The organism is Isoptericola sp. Y541 (assembly GCF_059445465.1).
The window spans coordinates 234,585-254,351 of sequence record NZ_JCAIUJ010000003.1 but is presented as its reverse complement, the minus strand read 5'-3'; the positions used below and the strand labels follow the sequence as shown (position 1 = coordinate 254,351).

At 74.0% G+C, this 19,767-nt stretch carries 17 protein-coding genes; 15 read left to right on the top strand and 2 right to left on the bottom strand.

What is annotated here, in order from left to right; translation table 11 throughout:
• The first annotated feature begins 120 nt into the window (after positions 1–120).
• The 15 genes from pyrR (at position 121) to AC1C2V_RS09510 (ending at position 17,821) form a co-directional block, all read left to right on the top strand.
• Entirely contained in the window at positions 121–735 is a 615-nt protein-coding gene (gene pyrR / locus AC1C2V_RS09580; RefSeq protein ID WP_495389362.1) for a bifunctional pyr operon transcriptional regulator/uracil phosphoribosyltransferase PyrR, read from the top strand.
• Positions 732–1,727 (top strand): aspartate carbamoyltransferase catalytic subunit, encoded by a 996-nt coding sequence (locus AC1C2V_RS09575; RefSeq protein ID WP_495389361.1) that lies wholly within the window; start codon positions 732–734, stop codon positions 1,725–1,727. The genes pyrR and AC1C2V_RS09575 overlap by 4 nt, the downstream gene beginning before the upstream one ends.
• On the top strand, positions 1,724–3,106 hold the full coding sequence (locus AC1C2V_RS09570; protein ID WP_495389360.1) for a dihydroorotase: 1,383 nt from the start codon (positions 1,724–1,726) through the stop codon (positions 3,104–3,106). Before AC1C2V_RS09575 ends, AC1C2V_RS09570 begins: the two co-directional genes overlap by 4 nt.
• The gene (locus AC1C2V_RS09565) at positions 3,103–3,645 is read left to right on the top strand and encodes a PH-like domain-containing protein (RefSeq protein WP_495389359.1); all 543 of its coding nucleotides are present in this window, start codon (positions 3,103–3,105) and stop codon (positions 3,643–3,645) included. The genes AC1C2V_RS09570 and AC1C2V_RS09565 overlap by 4 nt, the downstream gene beginning before the upstream one ends.
• Positions 3,642–4,946: a glutamine-hydrolyzing carbamoyl-phosphate synthase small subunit gene (carA, locus tag AC1C2V_RS09560; protein WP_495389358.1), complete on the top strand. Its 1,305-nt coding sequence runs from the start codon at positions 3,642–3,644 to the stop codon at positions 4,944–4,946. Before AC1C2V_RS09565 ends, carA begins: the two co-directional genes overlap by 4 nt.
• Complete coding sequence (gene carB, locus AC1C2V_RS09555; protein WP_495389357.1) at positions 4,946–8,344, top strand: carbamoyl-phosphate synthase large subunit; 3,399 nt, start codon at positions 4,946–4,948, stop codon at positions 8,342–8,344. The genes carA and carB overlap by 1 nt, the downstream gene beginning before the upstream one ends.
• Positions 8,341–9,237 carry an orotidine-5'-phosphate decarboxylase gene (gene pyrF / locus AC1C2V_RS09550; protein ID WP_495389356.1) on the top strand — a complete coding sequence of 299 codons (897 nt, stop codon included), beginning with the start codon at positions 8,341–8,343 and terminating at the stop codon, positions 9,235–9,237. The genes carB and pyrF overlap by 4 nt, the downstream gene beginning before the upstream one ends.
• Positions 9,238–9,475: 238 nt before the next feature.
• Positions 9,476–9,787, top strand: a complete 312-nt coding sequence (gene mihF, locus AC1C2V_RS09545) for an integration host factor, actinobacterial type (RefSeq protein WP_495389355.1) — start codon at positions 9,476–9,478, stop codon at positions 9,785–9,787.
• Positions 9,788–9,881: 94 nt separating this feature from the next.
• Positions 9,882–10,454 (top strand): guanylate kinase, encoded by a 573-nt coding sequence (gmk, locus tag AC1C2V_RS09540; protein WP_495389354.1) that lies wholly within the window; start codon positions 9,882–9,884, stop codon positions 10,452–10,454.
• A gap of 61 nt (positions 10,455–10,515) precedes the next feature.
• The gene (gene rpoZ, locus AC1C2V_RS09535) at positions 10,516–10,833 is read left to right on the top strand and encodes a DNA-directed RNA polymerase subunit omega (protein WP_495389353.1); all 318 of its coding nucleotides are present in this window, start codon (positions 10,516–10,518) and stop codon (positions 10,831–10,833) included.
• Between the two features lie 87 nt (positions 10,834–10,920).
• Entirely contained in the window at positions 10,921–12,192 is a 1,272-nt protein-coding gene (gene coaBC / locus AC1C2V_RS09530) for a bifunctional phosphopantothenoylcysteine decarboxylase/phosphopantothenate--cysteine ligase CoaBC (protein WP_495389352.1), read from the top strand.
• A 75-nt stretch (positions 12,193–12,267) separates the two neighbouring features.
• A complete protein-coding gene (gene metK, locus AC1C2V_RS09525; RefSeq protein ID WP_495389351.1) occupies positions 12,268–13,485 on the top strand; it encodes a methionine adenosyltransferase in 1,218 nt (405 codons plus the stop codon).
• Between the two features lie 71 nt (positions 13,486–13,556).
• Positions 13,557–15,806 carry a primosomal protein N' gene (locus tag AC1C2V_RS09520; protein ID WP_495389350.1) on the top strand — a complete coding sequence of 750 codons (2,250 nt, stop codon included), beginning with the start codon at positions 13,557–13,559 and terminating at the stop codon, positions 15,804–15,806.
• The gene (locus AC1C2V_RS09515; RefSeq protein ID WP_495389349.1) at positions 15,807–16,439 is read left to right on the top strand and encodes an HAD family hydrolase; all 633 of its coding nucleotides are present in this window, start codon (positions 15,807–15,809) and stop codon (positions 16,437–16,439) included.
• Positions 16,440–16,606: 167 nt separating this feature from the next.
• Complete coding sequence (locus tag AC1C2V_RS09510) at positions 16,607–17,821, top strand: glycoside hydrolase family 64 protein (RefSeq protein WP_495389348.1); 1,215 nt, start codon at positions 16,607–16,609, stop codon at positions 17,819–17,821.
• A 750-nt stretch (positions 17,822–18,571) separates the two neighbouring features.
• Here the strand turns inward: AC1C2V_RS09510 and AC1C2V_RS09505 are convergent.
• Together AC1C2V_RS09505 and AC1C2V_RS09500 are read right to left on the bottom strand one after the other, a co-directional pair.
• Positions 18,572–19,081, bottom strand: a complete 510-nt coding sequence (locus AC1C2V_RS09505) for a GNAT family N-acetyltransferase (RefSeq protein WP_495389347.1) — start codon at positions 19,079–19,081, stop codon at positions 18,572–18,574.
• Between the two features lie 58 nt (positions 19,082–19,139).
• Positions 19,140–19,754 carry a GNAT family N-acetyltransferase gene (locus AC1C2V_RS09500; RefSeq protein ID WP_495389346.1) on the bottom strand — a complete coding sequence of 205 codons (615 nt, stop codon included), beginning with the start codon at positions 19,752–19,754 and terminating at the stop codon, positions 19,140–19,142.
• Positions 19,755–19,767: the final 13 nt, after the last annotated feature.

Below are 19,767 nucleotides of genomic sequence, written 5' to 3'. Positions count from 1 at the left end.
GTGCCCCGGCTCGACGCGGCCGACGGGTTAGGCTGGGCGCCGACATCGACAGAAGTCGACACCCTTTAAGCCCGTCCCGTGAGGCGGAGAAGGAGGTCGCCAGTGGATGCTGGCACCGGTATGCCCGGAACCCCCGAACAGCCGACCGTCCCCGAAGGGACCGTCGTGCTCGGCGCGAGCGACGTCGCCCGCGCCCTGACCCGGATCGCGCACGAGATCGTGGAGCGCGCCAAGGGAGCCCAGGACGTGGTCCTGCTGGGCATCCCCACCCGCGGGGTCACCCTCGCTACGCGGCTCGGCCAGCGACTCGCGAGCATCGACCCGGCGTTCGACCCCGAGCGGGACCTCGGCGAGCTCGACGTCACCATGTACCGCGACGACCTGCGTCGTCAGCCCACCCGCGCCGTCGGCGTCACGCGCCTGCCCGCCGCGGGGATCGAGGGCAAGACGGTCGTGCTCGTCGACGACGTCCTGTTCTCCGGCCGCACCATCCGCGCGGCCCTCGACGCGATCGGCGACCTCGGCCGGCCGAAGGCGGTGCGCCTGGCCTGCCTGGTGGACCGCGGGCACCGGGAGCTGCCGATCCGTCCCGACTTCGTGGGCAAGAACCTCCCCACCGCGCAGTCCGAGCGCGTGGGCGTGCTGCTGGCCGAGGTCGACGGCACTGATGCCGTGGTGATCAGCGGGCGCGAGCCCGGCGCCGGCGTCCCGACCACCCCGGGAGGCGACCGATGAGGCACCTGCTCTCCACCGCCGACCTCGGCAAGGACGAGGCGATCGAGCTGCTGGACACCGCCGCCCAGATGGCGGTGACGCAGTCCCGCGAGATCAAGAAGCTCCCGACGCTGCGGGGGCGCACGGTGGTGAACCTCTTCTTCGAGGACTCCACCCGCACCCGCATCTCCTTCGAGACGGCCGCCAAGCGCCTGTCCGCCGACGTCATCAACTTCTCGGCGAAGGGCTCCAGCGTCTCCAAGGGCGAGTCGCTCAAGGACACGGCGCTGACCCTGCACGCGATGGGGGCGGACGCCGTGGTGGTGCGCCACTGGGCGTCGGGCGCCCCGTACCAGCTCGCGCACGCGGGCTGGCTCGACGCCGCCGTGCTGAACGCCGGCGACGGTACCCACATGCACCCCACGCAAGCGCTGCTGGACGCGTACACGATCCGCCGGCATCTGGCGGGCAGAGGTGGCGGGCTGCGCCGCGGTGGCGGCGACAGCGTCGGCGCCGACCTCGCCGACCTCAAGGTCGCGATCGTCGGGGACGTGCTGCACTCGCGGGTCGCGCGGGCGAACGTGCGCCTGCTGCACACGCTCGGGGCGCAGGTCACGCTCGTCGCGCCGCCCACGCTGCTGCCCGTCGGGGTCGAGGCCTGGCCCTGCCGAACGTCGTACGACCTGGACGCGACGCTCGCCGACTGGCAGCCGGACGCCGTGATGACGCTGCGGGTGCAGCGGGAGCGGATGTCCGGCGGCGCGGGCTCGTTCTTCCCCAGCACGCTGGAGTACACGCGCTACTTCGGGCTCGACGCCCGGCGCCTCGCCATGCTGCCTGCGCACTCGATCGTCATGCACCCCGGCCCGATGAACCGCGGCCTCGAGATCTCCGCCGAGGCGGCGGACTCCGACCGGGCGGTGATCGTCGAGCAGGTCGCCAACGGCGTCGCCGTGCGCATGGCCGCGCTCTACCTGCTGCTGTCCGGCACCACCGAAGGGACCACTCTGTGACCACCACCTACGTGCTGCGCGGGGCGCGTCCCCTCGGCGGCGACCCGGCGGACGTCGTCCTCGCGGACGGCGTCGTGCGCGAGATCCGGGGAGTCGGCGAGACGACCCTTCGCGACGACGGGGCAGACGTGGTCGTGCTCGACGCCGCGGGCCAGGTGTTGCTGCCCGGGCTGGTCGACCTGCACACCCACCTGCGCGAGCCGGGCCGCGAGGATGCCGAGACCGTGGCGTCCGGTACCCGCGCCGCGGCCGTCGGGGGCTTCACCGCGGTGCACGCCATGGCCAACACGTCGCCGGTCGCGGACACCGCGGGCGTCGTCGAGCAGGTGTGGCGCCTGGGCCACGAGGCGGGCTGGGTGGATGTGCACCCCGTCGGCGCCGTGACCGTCGGCCTGGGCGGCGAGCGCCTCGCGGAGCTCGGCGCGATGGCCCACTCCGCCGCCCGCGTCCGGGTCTTCTCCGACGACGGCAAGTGCGTGCACGACCCGATCCTCATGCGCCGCGCGCTGGAGTACGTCAAGGCGTTCGACGGCGTCGTCGCGCAGCACGCCCAGGAGCCGCGGCTGACCGAGGGCGCGCAGATGAACGAGGGCGTCGTCTCCGCCGAGATCGGCCTGGCAGGCTGGCCCGCCGTCGCGGAGGAGGCGATCATCGCCCGCGACGTGCTGCTCGCCGGGCACGTCGGCTCGCGCCTGCACGTGTGCCACCTGTCCACGGCGGGCTCGGTCGAGATCGTGCGCTGGGCCAAGGGGCGCGGCATCGACGTCACCGCGGAGGTGACCCCGCACCACCTGATCCTCACCGACGAGCTGGCGCGCACCTACGACGCGGCGTACAAGGTGAACCCGCCGCTGCGCACGGCCGCCGACGTCGAGGCGGTGCGCGCGGGCCTGGCCGACGGCACGATCGACATCGTCGCCACCGATCACGCCCCGCACACCCGGGAGGACAAGGACTGCGAGTGGGGCGCGGCCGCGTTCGGCATGACGGGCCTGGAGACCGCGCTCAGCGTGGTGCAGGCCACGATGGTCGACACGGGCCGCCTCACCTGGGCCGACGTCGCAAGGGTGCTGTCGACGAACCCGGCCCGCATCGGCCGCGTCGACTCCGGGCCGACGGCGCAGGGCCGGCCGATCGCCGTCGGCGAGCCGGCCAACCTCACGCTGGTGGACCCGGCCGCGACCCGCACCGTCGACGGCGCCGCCCAGGCCACCTCGAGCGGCAACACGCCGTTCGCGGGCCGCGAGCTGCCGGGCCGCGTCGTGGCGACGTTCCTGCGCGGGCGCGCCACCGTGCTCGACGGCGCGCCGGTGGTCTCGACCCTTCGACAGGCTCAGGACGGCGCACGCTCGACCGGCGTCCGGGGAGGCGCGCGATGAACCTGCCGATGCCTGTCGCGGTCGGGATCTGGGTCGTCCTCGGCGTGGCGCTGCTGCTGGTCGTCCTCGGCGGACGACGCCGGCTCGCCGCCCGCACCCGGCACACGGTCCCCGTGCCGCCCACCGTCCCCGAGGACCTCGGCGCGCTGCGCCTCGGCCCCCTGGAGGCGACGTACGTCTCCTCGACCCTCGCGGGGGACTGGCTCGCCCGCGTCGGCGCGCACGGCCTCGGCGACCGCTCCACCGCGCGCGTCTCCGTGCACGACGCGGGCGTGCTGGTCGAGCGCGACGGCGCCCCGGACGTCTTCGCGCCCGTCGCCGCCCTGCGCGGCGTCGGCCTGGCCCCGGGCATGGCCGGCAAGTACGTCGGCGCCGACGGCCTGGTCGTCGTGACCTGGGAGGACCCGGCAACGGGCGACGTGCCCGCCGCCGACCTCGCCACCGGGCTGCGCACCCGGTTCGCGCTCGACCGCTCCCGGCTCGTGGACGCCGTGCGCCACCTCATGACCTCCGCTCCCGCACCGAAGGACGAGCAGTGACCAACCGCCCCCTCACCAGCCCCGCTCCCTCGCCGAGCCCGCACGCCGCGCCCGCGGCCCACGTCACCGTTGCGGCACTTCTCGTCCTCGAGGACGGCACGGTCGCCCGCGGCCGCGCGTACGGCGCCCGCGGCGTCACCTTCGGCGAGATCGTCTTCTCCACCGGTATGACCGGCTACCAGGAGACGCTGACCGACCCGTCGTACCACCGGCAGATCGTCGTGATGACCGCCCCGCACGTCGGGAACACGGGCGTCAACGACGAGGACCGGGAGTCCGGCAAGATCTGGGTGTCCGGCTACGTGCTGCGCGACCCGGCCCGCCGGGTGTCCTCCTGGCGCGCGGACCGCTCGCTCGAGGACGAGCTCGCCGCCCAGGGCGTGGTCGGCATCAGCGAGGTCGACACCCGCGCCCTGACGCGCCACCTGCGCGAGCTCGGTGTCATGCGCGCCGGGATCTTCTCCGGGGACGCGCTGGTGGCGGGCGGGCTCGAGCGCCCGCTGCCCGAGCTCGTCGCCGAGGTGCAGGCCTCCCCGGCCATGGCCGGGGCGAACCTCTCGCCCGAGGTCACGACCACCGAGCCGTACGTCGTCGAGCCGGCCGGCGAGTTCGCCGGGCGGGAGCCCGTCGCGACCGTCGTCGCCGTCGACCTCGGCATCAAGGCCATGACCCCGGCGCGCCTCGCCGAGCGCGGCGTGCGGGTGCACGTGGTGCCCCAGTCCGCGTCGGTCGAGGACGTCGAGGCCCTGCTGCCCGCCGACGGCTCGCCCGCCGGGGTGTTCTTCTCCAACGGCCCCGGGGACCCGTCTTCGGCCACGCACGAGATCGAGCTGCTGCGGGGCGTGCTGGACCGCGGGATCCCGTTCTTCGGCATCTGCTTCGGCAACCAGCTGTTCGGCCGGGCACTCGGCTACGGCACCTACAAGCTCGGCTACGGCCACCGCGGCATCAACCAGCCGGTGATGGACCGCACCACGAGCAAGGTCGAGGTCACGGCGCACAACCACGGGTTCGCCGTCGACGCCCCCACCGACGCGGTGAGCACCGCGCCGTACGACGACGAGCGCTCCGACGGGCGACGCTACGGCCGCGTGATCGTCTCGCACGTCGGCCTCAACGACCAGGTGGTCGAGGGCCTGACGGCGCTCGACGTGCCCGCCTTCTCCGTGCAGTACCACCCCGAGGCTGCCGCCGGCCCGCACGACAGCGCCTACCTGTTCGACCGCTTCGTCGAGCTCATGACCACCCGCGAGCCCGTCACCGTGCCGGAGTCCGCGCTGGCCGCCCTGAAGGAGAACTGATGCCCCGCCGTTCCGACCTCTCCTCCGTCCTGGTCATCGGCTCCGGCCCGATCGTCATCGGCCAGGCCTGCGAGTTCGACTACTCCGGCACGCAGGCCTGCCGCGTGCTCAAGGAGGAGGGCCTGCGCGTCGTCCTGGTGAACTCCAACCCGGCGACGATCATGACCGACCCGGAGTTCGCCGACGCCACCTACGTCGAGCCGATCACCACCGAGGTGCTCACCACGATCATCGCCAAGGAGCGCCCCGACGCGCTGCTGCCCACCCTGGGCGGGCAGACGGCGCTCAACGCCGCCATCGCCCTGGACGAGGCCGGCGTGCTCGCGAAGTACGACGTCGAGCTCATCGGCGCCAACATCCCCGCCATCCAGAAGGGCGAGGACCGCCAGCAGTTCAAGGACGTCGTGGCCAAGTGCGGCGGGGAGTCCGCCCGCTCCGTCGTCGTGCACGCCGTCGAGGAGGCCGTCGCGGCGGCCGCCGACCTCGGCTACCCGATGGTCGTGCGCCCGTCGTTCACCATGGGCGGCCTCGGCTCCGGCATCGCCTACGACGAGGCGGGCCTGCGCCGCATCGTCGGGCAGGGCCTGCACTACTCGCCCACCACCGAGGTGCTCCTGGAGGAGTCCATCCTCGGCTGGAAGGAGTACGAGCTCGAGCTGATGCGCGACAAGGACGACAACGTCGTGGTCGTGTGCTCGATCGAGAACGTCGACCCCGTGGGCGTGCACACCGGCGACTCGGTGACCGTCGCCCCGGCGATGACCCTCACCGACCGCGAGTACCAGCGGCTGCGCGACATCGGCATCGCCGTCATCCGCGAGGTGGGCGTCGACACCGGCGGCTGCAACATCCAGTTCGCCGTCGACCCGGAGACCGGGCGCATCATCGTCATCGAGATGAACCCGCGCGTCTCGCGCTCCTCCGCGCTGGCGTCGAAGGCAACCGGCTTCCCGATCGCGAAGATCGCGGCCAAGCTCGCCGTCGGCTACACGCTCGACGAGATCCCGAACGACATCACGCGCGTCACGCCGGCCAGCTTCGAGCCGACGCTCGACTACGTCGTGGTCAAGGTGCCCCGGTTCGCGTTCGAGAAGTTCCCGGCCGCCGACCCGACGCTCACCACCACCATGAAGTCCGTGGGCGAGGCGATGGCACTGGGCCGCAACTTCACCGAGGCGCTCGGCAAGGCGCTGCGGTCGGTCGACAAGGGCGGCGTCGCCTTCCACTGGGACGGGGAGGCGCCCTCGGGCGCGGCCCTGGACCAGCTGCTCGCCGAGATCGAGCGGCCCACCGAGCACCGCATGGTCGGGGTGCAGCAGGCGCTGCGCGCCGTCGCCGCGGGCCGCACCACGCTCGAGGCCGTCTTCGACGCCACCAAGATCGACCCGTGGTTCCTCGACCAGATCCTGCTGATGAACGAGGTCGCCGCCGAGGTCGCCGCCTCGCCGACGCTCACCGAGGACGTGCTGCGCCGCGCCAAGCGCCACGGCCTGTCGGACGTGCAGGTCGCGCGCCTGCGGGGCATGGGCCGGGGCGGGGAGTCCACGGTCCGCGAGGTGCGCCACGCCCTCGGCGTGCGCCCGGTCTACAAGACGGTCGACACCTGCGCGGCCGAGTTCGCGGCCCGCACGCCCTACCACTACTCGTCGTACGACGACGAGACCGAGGTCGCGCCGCGCGAGCGCGAGGCCGTCATCATCCTCGGCTCCGGGCCCAACCGCATCGGCCAGGGGATCGAGTTCGACTACTCCTGCGTGCACGCGGCGCTGACCCTCTCCGAGCGCTACGAGACCATCATGGTCAACTGCAACCCGGAGACGGTCTCGACCGACTACGACACCTCCGACCGCCTGTACTTCGAGCCGCTGACCTTCGAGGACGTCCTCGAGGTCTACGCCGCGGAGCTCGCGGCCGGGCCGATCAAGGGCGTCATCGTGCAGCTCGGCGGCCAGACTCCGCTCGCGCTCGCGCAGCGCCTCGCCGACGCGGGCGTGCCGATCCTCGGCACCTCCCCGGAGGCCATCGATGCCGCGGAGGACCGCGGCATCTTCGGTCAGGTCCTGCTCGACGCCGGCCTGCCCGCGCCCGCCTTCGGCACGGCCCGCTCCCTCGGCCAGGCCCGCGATGTCGCCGAGACGATCGGCTACCCCGTCCTGGTACGGCCGTCCTACGTGCTCGGCGGCCGCGGCATGGAGATCGTGTACTCCGTCGAGCAGCTCACCGAGTACGTCGAGCGGGCGCTCGACGAGAGCGCAGCCGCCGCCGCAGGCGCGGGACAGCTGCTGCCCGCGCCGCTGCTCATCGACCGGTTCCTCGACGACGCGATGGAGATCGACGTCGACGCCCTGTACGACGGCACCGAGCTGTTCCTCGGTGGCGTCATGGAGCACATCGAGGAGGCCGGCATCCACTCCGGTGACTCGGCGTGCGTCCTGCCGCCCGTATCGCTGTCCGAGGCCGAGATCGAGCTCATCCGCCGGTCCACCGAGGCGATCGCCGAGGGTGTGGGGGTGCGCGGCCTGCTCAACGTGCAGTACGCGCTCGTCTCCGACGTCCTCTACGTCCTCGAGGCCAACCCGCGCGCGTCCCGCACGGTGCCGTTCGTCTCCAAGGCGACGGGTACCTCGCTCGCGAAGGCCGCCGCCCGCGTCATGGTGGGGGAGTCGATCGCGGACCTGCGCGCCGCGGGCGTCCTGCCCGCCGAGGGTGACGGCGGCACGCTCGACCTGGGCGCGCCGCTGGCCGTGAAGGAGGCCGTGCTGCCGTTCAAGCGGTTCCGCACCGCCGAGGGGCAGGTCGTCGACACGGTGCTCGGCCCGGAGATGCGCTCCACGGGCGAGGTCATGGGCTTCGACAAGGACTTCCCGCACGCGTTCGCGAAGTCGCAGGCCGCCGCGTTCGGTGGGCTGCCCACCGCGGGCCGGGTGTTCGTGTCGGTGGCCGACCGCGACAAGCGCTCCATCGTGTTCCCGGTCAAGCGCCTCGCGGAGCTCGGCTTCGAGGTGCTCGCGACGTCCGGCACCGCGCAGGTGCTGCGCCGCAACGGCATCGGCAGCACCGTGGTGCGCAAGTTCTCGCAGGGGCGGGGCGCCGACGGCGAGCCCACGATCGTCGACCTCATCACCGACGGCGCGGTGGACCTGGTGGTCAACTCCCCGTCGGGCCAGGGCGCGCGCGCCGACGGCTACGAGATCCGGGCGGCCACGACCGCGGCGGACAAGCCGATGATCACCACGGTCGACCAGCTCGCCGCGGCGGTGCAGGGCATCGAGGCGGTGCGCGGGGGACCGTTCGACGTCGCGAGCCTGCAGGAGCACATGGCTGCGACGCGGGCCCGGCTCGCGGGCGAGGACGTGCCAGGTGCAGGTGCCGGTGTCACGGCGGGGGCGGGCGCGTGAGCGCTGGGCCGGGCTCCGCCGGACCGGCGACGCGTCCCGTGCCGTTCGGCGCACGCCTGGCGGCGGCGATGGACGCCCACGGCCCGCTGTGCGTGGGCATCGACCCGCACGCGTCGCTGCTGGACGCGTGGGGGCTGTCCGACGACGCCGCCGGCGTGCGCGAGTTCGGCCTCCGCGTGGTGGACGCGCTCGGCGGCCGCGTGGCGGCGTTCAAGCCGCAGGCCGCGTTCTTCGAGCGGCACGGCTCGGCGGGTGTCGCGGCGCTGGAGGACGTGATCGCCGCCTCGCGCGCGGTGGGCACGCTGACGGTGGTGGACGCCAAGCGCGGCGACATCGGCTCGACCATGGGCGCGTACGCCGACGCCTTCCTCTCCGACGGCTCTCCGCTCGCGGGCGACTCCGTGACGGTCTCGCCGTACCTCGGCTTCGGCTCGCTCGCCCCCGCGGCCGAGCTCGCCGCACGCACCGGGCGGGGCATCTTCGTGCTGTGCCTCACGTCCAACAAGGAGGGCCACGAGGTGCAGCACGCCGTCGGGCCCGACGGCGTGAGCGTGGCGGCCTCGGTGGCCGCGCAGGCGGCGGTGCTCAACGCGGGCGCCGTGTCCGAGGGGCTGCCGATGGGCTCGGTCGGCCTGGTGGTGGGCGCCACGGTGGGCGACGCCGCGCGGGAGACCGGCACGAACCTCACGGCGGTCCACGGCCCGCTGCTCGCCCCGGGCGTGGGCGCGCAGGGGGCGGGCAAGCGAGAGCTCGCGACCGCCTTCGGCGCCGCACGGCGTCAGGTGCTCGCGTCGTCCTCCCGGGGCGTCCTCGCCGCGGGGCCGGACGCCGGGGCGCTGCGCGCCGCCGCGGCGGCCGCCGTCGCGGACGCCCGCGCGGCGCTGCGTAGCTGAGGATCCGCGCGCGAGCCCGCCCGTCGGAGGGGTCGTCCGGCGCCGTCGGGCGGGAGGAGACGGAAGTCACCGGGCGCCACCTGCGAGGATGTCATGACCTGAATGCCGCATTCCTCCCGGTCGGAATCCGGATAAGATTGCGGCCGGGGGGCCTAGCGATTGCCGCCCTCGCAGGTCGTGGCTACTTTCGAGTGAGCAGTTCCCCATTTCAAGCGGCTCGACAGAGTAGGTGACTTGCGTGGCACTCCCCCCTCTCACCCCGGAACAGCGTGCAGCGGCCCTTGAAAAGGCTGCCGAGGCAAGACGTGTGCGTGCGGAGATCAAGAACCGTCTCAAGTACTCCCAGGGCTCTCTCAAGGATGTGATCGAGCGAGGGAAGAAGGACGACGTCGTGGGCAAGCTCAAGGTCGTCTCGCTGCTGGAGTCGCTCCCCGGTGTCGGTAAGGTGAAGGCCAGGGCGATCATGGAGGAGATCGGGATCGCCGAGACACGCCGGATCCGTGGCCTCGGGCCGCACCAGGCTTCGGCGCTCATCGAGAGGTTTGGCTGACATTTCCGCACCGCCCGCCGGCAGTCCGGCACAGCACGACGTTCCCGGTCCTGCCACCGCGGACGGGGGTACGGCGCCGCAGGCCTGTCTGACTGTGCTCGCCGGGCCCACGGCCGTGGGCAAGGGCACGGTCTCCGCCGACATCCGTGGGCGCTACCCCCAGGTGTGGCTGTCCGTGTCCGCGACGACGCGGCCGCCGCGCCCCGGGGAGGTGAACGGCGTGCACTACCTGTTCGTCTCGCCCGAGGAGTTCGACCGGATGGTCGCCACGGGCGAGATGCTCGAGTGGGCGGTGGTGCACGGCCGCCACCGGTACGGGACCCCGCGGGGGCCTGTCGAGGAGCACCTCGCGGCCCGCACCCCGACGCTGCTGGAGATCGACCTCCAGGGCGCACGGCAGGTGCGCGACGCGGTGCGCGAGTCGGGCCTGGCCGCCCGGTTCGTCTTCCTGTCCCCGCCCAGCTTCGACGAGCTCGTGCGGCGCCTCGTCGGGCGGGGCACCGAGGACGCCGAGGAGCGGGAGCGGCGGCTCGCCACGGCGCGCACCGAGCTCGCGGCCGAGGCGGAGTTCGACCTGACGATCGTCAACGACGACGTCACGCGCGCCACCGACGAGCTAGCCCGCGTGATGGGTGTGACGTCGGCGGCGCCACAGGTCATGGGGTGACCACGGGTAGGATGGACTGCTGAACCCCGACTTCCCCCCGCGAATCTTTGGAGTGTGACCCATGGCCGGAACCGTGGCCCAGCCCATCGGCATCACCGACCCGCCCATCGACGAGCTGCTGCAGCGCACCGACTCGAAGTACGGCCTCGTGCTGTACGCGTCCCAGCGCGCGCGCCAGATCAACGCCTACTACTCCCAGCTCAACGAGGGCCTGCTGGAGAACGTGGGCCCGCTGGTCGAGACCCGCAACCAGGAGAAGCCCCTCTCCATCGCGATGCGCGAGATCAACGAGGGCCTCCTCGTCTCCACGCCCGTCGAGGAGAAGCCGGACGCCTCGGCGGAGCCGGTCGTCGAGCCCGGCGACGAGCTCTCCCTCTGATCGTCCCCGCCTGACGCACCGTTCGATCGGCGTCCCCGCCGATCGGCGCACCGCAGCCCGACGATCCCACGACGAGGTGGCCTGACCATGAGGATCCTGCTGGGCGTCAGCGGGGGCATCGCCGCGTACAAGGCCGTTCTCCTGCTTCGCCTCCTGCGCGAGGCGGGGCACGCGGTCCGCGTGGTCCCCACGGCGTCCGCGCTGCGCTTCGTCGGCGCGCCGACGTTCGAGGCGCTCTCCGGCGAGCCCGTGACGAGCGAGGTCTTCGAGGACGTCGAGCACGTGCCGCACGTCGCACTGGGGCAGGGAGCGGACCTCGTCGTGGTGGCGCCGGCGACGGCGGACCTGCTCGCGCGGGCCGCCGCCGGCCGCGCCGACGACCTGCTCACCTCCACGCTGCTCACCGCGCGCTGCCCCGTCGTCATGGCTCCCGCGATGCACACAGAGATGTGGGAGCACCCCGCCACGCGCGCCAACGTGGCGACGCTGCGCGACCGCGGCGTGACCGTGATCGAGCCCGCCAGCGGCCGGCTCACGGGCGCCGACACCGGCGCGGGGCGCCTGCCGGAGCCGGAGGAGATCGCCCGCGTGGCGCTCGACGTCGCGCACGGCGCTGCAGCCGACCCGGCGGTCGGCCCTGCGTCCGGCCCCGCACTCTCCGTCGCGACCGGCGACCTGGCCGGCCGCGACGTCGTCGTCTCGGCGGGCGGCACCCGCGAGCCGATCGACCCGGTGCGCTTCATCGGGAACCGCTCTACCGGGCGGCAGGGGACCGCGCTCGCCGAGGCGGCCCGGGCCCGTGGCGCGCGCGTGATCCTCGTCGCGGCGAACCTCGACGACGCCGTGTCGGCCGAGGCCCGCGGGTCGGGCGTCGACGTCGTGCCGGTCGAGACCACGGCCCAGCTGCGCGACGCGGTGCGCCGCGCGGCCGGCACGGCGGACGTCGTGGTGATGGCGGCCGCGGTGGCGGACTTCCGGCCGACCGACGTGCCGGACGCCAAGATCAAGAAGGTGCCGGGCACCGGGCCCGCACCCATCGTCCTGGTGGAGAACCCCGACGTGCTTGCCGAGCTCGCCCACGACCGGCTGCGCGCCGGGCAGATCGTCGTCGGCTTCGCCGCCGAGACCGGCGACGCGACCGGGTCCGTGCTGGACCACGGCCGGCAGAAGGCCCGCCGCAAGGGCGCGGACCTCCTGGCGGTGAACGCCGTGGGCGGCGGCCGGGGGTTCGGTGCGTCGACCAACGCCGTCACGATCCTCGACGGGCAGGGTGACGTCGTGTCCGAGGCATCCGGCTCGAAGCGCGAGGTCGCGGACGCGATCTGGGACGCCGTGGCGAAGACTCTGCCCAGCATCTGAGATTCACCCGGGATGTGAGACGATCTCGGGCCTTCAAGCCTGGCGCTGAGCGCTCCTGGCCGTAGGCTGTGCGCCATGAGCGAAGCCCTGCGCCTCTTCACGTCCGAGTCCGTGACCGAGGGTCACCCGGACAAGGTGTGCGATCAGATCTCCGACGCGATCCTCGATGCGTTGCTCGCCCAGGACCCGCGCTCGCGCGTCGCCGTGGAGACGATGGTCACCACCGGGCTGGTGCACGTGGCGGGCGAGGTCACGACGGACGCGTATGTCGAGATCCCTCAGATCGTGCGCGAGGTGGTGCGGCGCATCGGCTACACGTCCTCGGCGATCGGGTTCGACGGCGACTCCTGCGGCGTGTCCGTGTCGATCGGGCAGCAGTCGCCCGACATCGCGCAGGGCGTGGACAAGAGCGTGGAGGAGCGCGACGACGCGTCCGGGCCCGGCATCGAGCGCGACCCCCTCGACGCCCAGGGCGCGGGCGACCAGGGCCTGATGTTCGGCTACGCCACGGACGAGACCCCGTCCCTCATGCCGGTGCCCGTCTGGACGGCGCACCGCCTCGCCGAGCGGCTCGCCTCCGTGCGGCGCAGCGGCGAGCTGCCGGGCCTGCGGCCGGACGGCAAGACGCAGGTCACGATCGGCTACGACGGCGACCGCCCGGTGCGGGTCGACACCGTGGTGCTCTCGACGCAGCACGATGCCGACCTCGTGCAGGAGAAGCTGCAGCGGGAGGTCGCGGACCAGGTGATCGCGCCGGTGCTGGCGCAGGTCGCCGACGAGACCGGGATCGAGACGTCGGGCGCCCGCCTCATCGTCAACCCCACCGGGAAGTTCGTGGTGGGCGGCCCGCAGGGGGACGCAGGCCTTACGGGCCGCAAGATCATCGTCGACACGTACGGCGGCATGGCGCGCCACGGCGGCGGGGCGTTCTCCGGCAAGGACCCGTCGAAGGTCGACCGGTCCGCCGCGTACGCCATGCGGTGGGTCGCGAAGAACGTGGTCGCGGCGGGCCTGGCGCGCCGCTGCGAGGTCCAGGTGGCTTACGCGATCGGCAAGGCGCACCCCGTGGGCCTGTACGTCGAGACGTTCGGCACCGAGACCGTCCCCACCGAGCGGATCTCGGCCGCGATCGGGGCGGTCTTCGACCTTCGACCGGCGGCCATCATCCGGGACCTGGACCTGCTGCGCCCCGTGTACGCCGCGACGGCCGCGTACGGCCACTTCGGCCGCGACCTGCCCGGGTTCACCTGGGAGGGCACGGACCGCGTGGATGCGCTGCGGGCGGCGGTCTGACCTCCTGCGTCGCCGGCCCGGGTGCCTGGGGAAGGACTCGGGCCGTGGGCGGGGCGTGATGAGATAGGTCCGTGAACGACACCCTCGAGCCCGAGCAGCCGGCGCTGCTCGGGCTCGACGACGTCCCGGCGCCCCGTTCCGGGGGCGGCAAGGCGAAGGGCCGCGCGTCGCGGCGCGCCCCCGCGCTCGGCGCCGCGCCGATCGCCGAGGAGCTCCCGGTCGCCCGGGTGGTGCTCGACCTCCAGCCCGCGCACCTGGACCGCGTGTACGACTACCTCGTGCCGGAGGCCATGTCCGACGACGCGCAGCCGGGCGTGCGGGTGCGGGCCCGCTTCGGGCCGCAGGAGGTTGCCGGGTACGTCGTGGAGCGCGTCGAGGCGTCGGACCACGAGGGGCGGCTCGTGCCGCTACGCCGCGTGGTCTCGCCGGACCCGGTCCTTTCGGCCCCCGCGCTGCGCCTGGCGCGGGCCGTGGCCGACCGTTACGCCGGCACCCTCGCGGACGTGCTGCGCCTGGCCGTGCCGCCGCGGCACGCGCGCGTGGAGAAGGAGGTCCTCGCGGCCCTGGCGACGCCTGAGGAGAAGGACGCCGGTACGGGCGCCGAGACGGCGGCCCCTGAGGCTCCCGAGGCCACGGCGGCCGCCGACGCCCCGGCCGCTGCGGGGGAGGACGGCGAGGCCCCGGCGAGAGAGCCCGCCCCGTCGGCATGGGCGCCGTACGCGGGCGGAGAGGCGTTCTGCCGCCACCTGCTCGCCGGGCAGGCCCCGCGCGCGGTGTGGACGCCCCTGCCCGGCCTGGCGCCGCCCGACGGGGACGAGCCGGCGTCCGTCCCGCACTGGGCGGCCGCCGTCGCGCAGGCGGTGCGCGCCACGGCGGCCGGGGGCCGGCGCGCGCTGGTGGTCGTGCCGGACGCCCGGGACGCGGAGCGCGCGAGCGCCGCCCTCCAGACCGCGGGCGTGGACGACGTGGTGCGTCTCCTCGCCGACGACGGGCCCGCCCCGCGGTACCGGGCGTTCTTACGCGCGCGCCACGGGCTGGGCACCGTCGTCGTCGGCACGCGCGCCGCGATGTTCGCCCCGGTGCCCGACCTCGGGCTGATCGTGCTGTGGGGGGACGGCGAGGACACCCTCGCGGAGCCGCACGCGCCCTACCCGCACGCCCGCGAGGTGCTCGCGCTGCGGAGCGACCTCGAGGGCGCGGCCTACCTGCTGGCCTCCCCGGGACGCACCGTGCAGGCCCAGGCGCTCCTCACCTCGGGGTGGGCGCGGGAGATCGCCGCCCCGCGGGACGTCCTGCGCGCCCGCGCGCCCCGCGTGCGCGCGCTCACCTCGGTCGAGCTCGCCGCCGAGGGGCCGGGCGCGGCCGCGCGCCTGCCCACCGCCGCGTGGCGGGCGGCCCGCGACGGCCTGGCGCGGGGGCCGGTGCTCGTGCAGGTGCCGCGCACCGGCTACCTGCCCGTCGTCGCGTGCGCTCGCTGCCGCACCGCCGCCCGCTGTGCCGAGTGCCACGGCCCGCTGGGCATGACCGGCAGGGGGTCCGCACCCCAGTGCGCCTGGTGCGGGCGCCTGGCCGCCGGGTGGCGGTGCGAGGAGTGCGGCGACACGCACCTGCGGGCCGTGCGCGTGGGGTCGGACCGGACGGCGGAGGAGCTCGGCCGGGCGTTCCCCGGCACGCCGGTGCGCGTGTCCGCCTCGTCGGCCCCCGGGGGCGTGCTCGACCGGGTCGGGCACGAGGCCGCGCTCGTCGTGGCGACCCCCGGGGCTGAGCCCGTCGCGGACGGCGGGTACGCCGCCGCCCTGCTCCTGGACGCCGCGGTCTCGACGGCGGGCACCGGCCTCGCCACCGCCACCGAGGCGCTGCACCGCTGGTTGGCCGCCGCCGCCCTCGTCCTGCCCGCCCGGGCGGGCGGCCAGGTGCTGCTCGTGGGGGACGCCGCCCCCGCGCCGACGGGCGCGCTCGTGCGCTACGACCCCGGCGGGTTCGCCGACCGTGAGCTCGCGGAGCGGCGCGAGCTCGGCCTCCCGCCGGCGGTGCGGGTCGCGGCCGTCACCGGCGACCGGGGCGCCGTGGACGCCCTCGTGGGCCGGGTCGCCCTCGCCACCGGGGACGCCGTCCTGGGGCCGGTCGAGCTGCCCGACGGGGCCGACGGCCGCCGCGGCGCGGCGACGGCCCTCGAGCCGCAGGTGCGGACCGTGCTGCGCGTGCCCCTCGCGCGGGGCGCCGAGCTCGCCGCACAGCTGCGTGCCTCGCTGGCGGTGCGCTCCGCCCGGCGCGAGGGCGGCAGCGTGCGCGTCCAGGTCGACCCCAGGGAGATGCTCTAGATGCCTGTCGCCGTGCCTGTCGACCTGCCGATCGACACCGTCGTCTACGACTTCGGGAACGTCCTGGTCGAGTGGGACCCGTACGGCGCGTTCCCCGGGCGCACCCGCGGGGAGGTGGACGCCTGGATGGCGGAGATCGACTTCCCGGCCTTCAACCACACCCAGGACGCCGGCCGCAGCTGGGCCGACGCCCGCGCGGCGCTCGCGGACCGGCCGCACCTGCGGCCCCTGCTGGACGCGTACGTGGCGAACTTCCGCGGCACCCTCACCGGGCCCGTCCCCGGGTCGGCCGCCCTCGTCGACGAGCTGCGGGCGGCGGGCCTGCGCCTCGTCGGGCTCACCAACTGGTCGGCGGAGCTGTTCGAGCACGCGGCGCCCGCGGCGCCGGCCACGGCGCTCATGGACCAGGTCGTCGTGTCCGGGCGGGTGGGGCTCGCCAAGCCCGACCCGGCGATCTTCCGCCACCTGGCCGTCACGCACGGCGTCGACCCCGCCCGGGCCGTCTTCGTCGACGACAACCCGGACAACGTCGCGGCCGCCCGCGCCCTGGGTTTCCGAGCGGTGCGCTTCGTCTCGACGCTCCGGCTGCGGGCGGGCCTGCGCGTGCTCGGGCTCAAGGTCGCTCCGGAGTAGCCGCAGCACCCCGTCGGCCCTCCTCCTCGGAACTCGATCTAATAAGTTGCCTCGCACATTAGTTGCACGTGTCACCTGACGTGGCTAGCGTCCCCGGGACGCCCCCACCCAGCGCGGTGGTGGGGCGTGCCGCACGGTTTCGATGACGCGACCGAGAGGACAGACAGATGCGCAAGCACGTCCGAGCATGGGCGGCGCTGTGCGCCGCAGCCCTGGGCGCCACCGGCATGGTGGCGGCCACAGGCCCCGCGGCGACCGCCGTCCCGAGCACCATCCCCCTGACCGTCACCAACGACGCCGACCGGGGTCCGGTGTACCTGTACGTGATCGGCGAGAACCTGGAGACCGGTGAGATGGGGTACGCCGACGCCGCCGGCGGGTTCCACCCGTGGCCCGACGCCGGGGAGGTCCCGGAGCCCGCACCCGACGCCTCGATCCCCGGACCCGCCGCGGGCGAGGTCGCCACCATCGAGCTGCCGAAGCTCTCCGGGCGGGTGTACTTCTCCTACGGCGAGAAGCTCACGTTCCAGATCGTGAACGACGGGCGGCTCGTGCAGCCGGCCGTGCAGAACCCCACCGACCCCAACCGGGACATCCTGTTCAGCTGGACGGAGTACACCCTCAACGACGCCGGCCTGTGGATCAACAGCACCCAGGTCGACTTCTTCTCCGCCCCCTACCAGGTCGGGGTCCGCGGCGGCGACGGCGGCGCGGCCAGCACCGGCATGCTCCGCCCCGACGGCTTCACCGAGTTCTTCGACCGGCTCGAGCAGGCCCCGGGCGACTGGGGCAACCTCGTCCAGCGCGCCCCCGACGGCAGCGTCCTGCGCGCGCTCAACCCGAGTCACGGCCTGGGGATCGGCGCCGTGCCGGAGGACCTCATGGCCGACTACGTCGACCGGGTCTGGGAGCAGTACCGCGACCAGGACCTCACCGTCGCGCCGTTCACCGAGGACCCGAGCATCCGGTACACCGGCCGGGTCGTGGGGGAGGAGATGCAGTTCACCGACGGGACCGGCCAGGTGGTCGCCACCTTCCCCCGCCCCTCCACGGACAGCATCTTCGGCTGCCACAAGGACCTGCTCGCACCCAACGACCAGGTCGTCGGCCCGATCGCCCGGACCTTGTGCGCCGGGTTCAACCGCACCACGCTCCTGACGAACCCGGAGCAGCCCGAAGCGGACGACTCCGGCTTCTACGCCGACGCGGTCACCAACGAGTACGCCAAGCTCGTGCACGCGCAGATGGCCGACGGCCGCGCGTACGCCTTCGCGTTCGACGACGTCGGCGCCCACGAGTCCCTCGTGCACGACGGCGACCCGGTGGAGGCGTACATCTCCCTCGACCCGTTCAGCGGGGCCGCCACCCCCATCGCGGGCTGACCCTCGCCTGAGCCGGACCTGGCGTGTCCCCGCCCGCGCACCGCGGGCGGGGGCCGCCCGGCTCAGGAGGGCCGGACCGGCGAGTGGCGGTCGAGCCTTCGAGGGCGTGCTTCAGAGTTCGGACCTGCCCGATCCCCTCGGACGATCACCCAGGCCGACGACCAGGAGTGGGAGGCCTAGCCACAACGCCAGGATGACGAGCGCTGGGTGGGCTCCCACAGAAAAGAGCACGATGGCGAGGGTGAGGAGCGCAGCTCCAGTGGCGGCCACGTCGTGAGCCTATGAGCCTCCACAGCAGACCGTCCAGGATTTCAGTCCCTACGGCCTGATTCAGGTGTCGTCCCCCGCCGTCGCGCTCATCAGTGACCGGGAGGAGTTGATGATGCGCCAGGCGCGCCCAGGTCACTGCGGCGGCGCGTTCGTGGGCGCCAGCGGTCGAACGCAGCGCACGCACGGACGTGTCCAGGCCTAGGCCCCGGGCACCCGGGAGCTCGTCGAGGACACCAGCCAGGTAGGTGCCCGTGTCGCATCCGACATCGCCCTCGGGGCCGTTCCGTCACAGGAAGCAGCAGAGCGGGTGCTCATGAATGCCACGCGACGAGTGCACGAGTTGATCGAGCCTCGATGAGGAGACACGGCCTGGTCGGATGTCATGGGTGACATCGAGCAGGCGGACTGACGTGAACGCCCTCCCTCATGCGGCCGCGTACCGCTTGCTCGTCGGTGGCTCCCCGTCGGTGGCTCCATGCGTCATCCTCGCGCGACGTCGCGCAACGGCGCGCGGAAGATGGCGAGCCGACTGCCGTCAGTGCAGGTGAGGTCGCCCTCGTACCGCGCAGCCAGCCGGTTCACGACCGCGAGCGACGGCCCGTTGCCCGGCTCGACGCGGACAAGGAGGGTGGCCCCCAGGCCGCACCTATCGGCGATCTCGGCTGCCCGGCGCACGGCCTGCGTCGCGACGCCGCGGCCCCGTGCCCAGGGATGGACGGCGTAGGAGACGTTGACGTCCCCAGGCCCTGAGCCCTCCACCGGCTCCGGGTTCATCGCCACCATCCCGGCCAGGCGCCCGTCGAGCTCCACCGCGTACGCCCGCTCCCCGGGTTCCGCGCCGGTATGCACGCGTCGACATCGCATGATCCAGCGGGCGGTGCTTTCCGGGGTCGATGCCACTCCCTCGGTGAGCCAGCGAACCGTCTCGTCGTCCTCGCCCGCGTTGTGGGCCTCGACGTCGTCCAGCGTGAACTCGCGGAGGCGAACCATGGCCACAGTGTTCACCCCCGGGTCGCACCGGCCGACCGGCGCATCGCTGCCACAGGCCCTAGGCGTCCGGGTCGCGCAGACCCACGCAGTCCAGCTGCCAGAACGGGTCCGCGTACACCAGGGCGCCCGTCATCCACGGCTCGTGGCGCTCGCGGACCAGCACCTGGAACGCGGCGGCCGGGATCCGCTCGGAGGGCGGACGGAACTCCAGCCCGCCCGCGGGCACGAACCCGAACCGTGGGTAGAAGCCCGGGTGCCCCTCCAGGAAGACCAGCGGCTCGGGCCGCCCCGCCGTCGCGTCCAGCGCGTACCGGAGCAGTGCCGACCCGACGCCCGCACCCTGCTCCTGGGGCGCGACCGCGAGGGGGCTGAGCACCAGCACGTCCACCAGGCGCCGGGGAGCGTCCAGCCACGACCCGGTCAGCAGCACGTGTCCGACCACGCGGCCGTCCCGCACCGCGACGAAGGACAGGTCGCGCCAGGCGTGCGAGCCGCGCAGCGCCGTCACGAGCCGCGCCACGGTGTCGCCCTCGTCCCCGAAGGCCGCGCGGACCACCTCCAGCACCGCCGGCACGTCCTCGGGTCGCTCACGGCGGACGACGATGCCCGGCACCTCCGCGGGCGGGAGGCTCGTCGGTTCGTCGGGCAGGGGGTCCGGCTGGTCGGTGGGCATGCCCCGCAGGCTA